Genomic DNA, 1300 nt, shown 5'->3' with positions numbered 1-1300 from the left:
ATCTTCTGTAAAGAATCTACAAGATACCTGATTACTGTGTAGATGGCATCCGGCGTATAGATGGCGTGAGTCTGATTTGGGCGTTTGTACGGAACTGTGGGAACCAGTCGCTTGGATGATAAGAGAGAAATTCAAATGACTAAAATCATAAGAATGAGAGTACCGATGCCAAGAACTGGGGCGGAACAACCTGTAGTAGCAAAGAAGGCTGGTAATGCAGCTGGAGCAAAGAGGTTGGATTAAGTGGTAACATTCATTATTCAACTAGATTTCTAGGAGGAAATCGTGAGTGAAACAAAACCTTTTATTATTTCTAAAATACTTGTTATGGAGGCCTATAAACTTGTAAAAGCAAACGCAGGAGCAGCAGGCATAGATCAGCAAACGCTAGAGGATTTCGATCGAAACCTTAAAAGCAATCTTTATAAAATCTGGAATAGGATGTCCTCGGGAAGCTATTTTCCACCGCCTGTAAAAGCGGTAGCAATACCAAAGAAAAGTGGTGGAGAAAGAATCTTGGGAATACCTACAGTAAGTGACAGAATAGCTCAAATGATTGTAAAGCTGATGTTTGAACCCACAGTAGAGCCCCATTTTCACCAAAATTCCTATGGATATAGGCCAAATAAATCAGCCTTAGATGCTGTAGGAATCACTAGGCAAAGATGCTGGAAGTACGATTGGGTGCTGGAATTTGATATCAAAGGCCTATTTGACAATATAGACCATGACCTTCTAATGAAAGCAGTAAGAAAACATACAGATAACAAATGGGTTATTTTATACATCGAAAGATGGCTAAAAGCACCTCTTCAATTAAAAGATGGAATTCTTGTGACAAGAAATGCAGGAGTGCCCCAAGGAGGAGTGATTAGCCCAGTGCTTGCCAATCTATTTCTTCATTATGTATTTGACACGTGGATGACAAGGAAATATCCTAGCATGCCATGGTGTAGGTATTCTGATGATGGATTAATACACTGTAACACAGAACAAGAGGCTCAACACCTTCTAACAAATCTAAAGAAACGATTTGAAGAATGTAGTTTGATGCTTCATCCAGATAAAACAAAGATTATTTACTGTAAAGATGGAAGCCGCAAGGGAAAATACAAGGAAACAAAATTTGATTTTCTAGGCTATACCTTTCGGCCAAGACTGGTCAAAAACAGTAAACGAAATAACATATTTATAAGTTTTACACCAGCAGTAAGCCAAGCGGCGCTAAAATCTATGAAAGCAACCATTAGGCAATGGAATATAAGAAATAGAACAGATTTAGAACTTGGAGATATAGCCA

2 protein-coding genes are annotated in these 1300 nt (G+C 38.6%); one reads left to right on the top strand and one right to left on the bottom strand.

Features of this window, described 5'->3' with window-relative positions:
• Nucleotides 1-264 (bottom strand): hypothetical protein (locus NEOC65_RS00935; RefSeq protein ID WP_213155406.1); only part of this gene is annotated, 264 nt, incomplete at its 3' end.
• A 21-nt stretch (nt 265-285) separates the two neighbouring features.
• Here NEOC65_RS00935 and ltrA point away from each other — a divergent pair.
• Nucleotides 286-1300: group II intron reverse transcriptase/maturase (gene ltrA, locus NEOC65_RS00930; RefSeq protein ID WP_213155405.1), on the top strand; the 1015-nt coding region annotated here is incomplete at its 3' end.

The organism is Neochlamydia sp. AcF65, assembly GCF_018342435.1.
GTDB lineage: Bacteria > Chlamydiota > Chlamydiia > Chlamydiales > Parachlamydiaceae > Neochlamydia.
The sequence above is the reverse complement of the archived record's forward strand: the minus strand, read 5'-3'. Positions and strand labels throughout refer to the sequence as shown.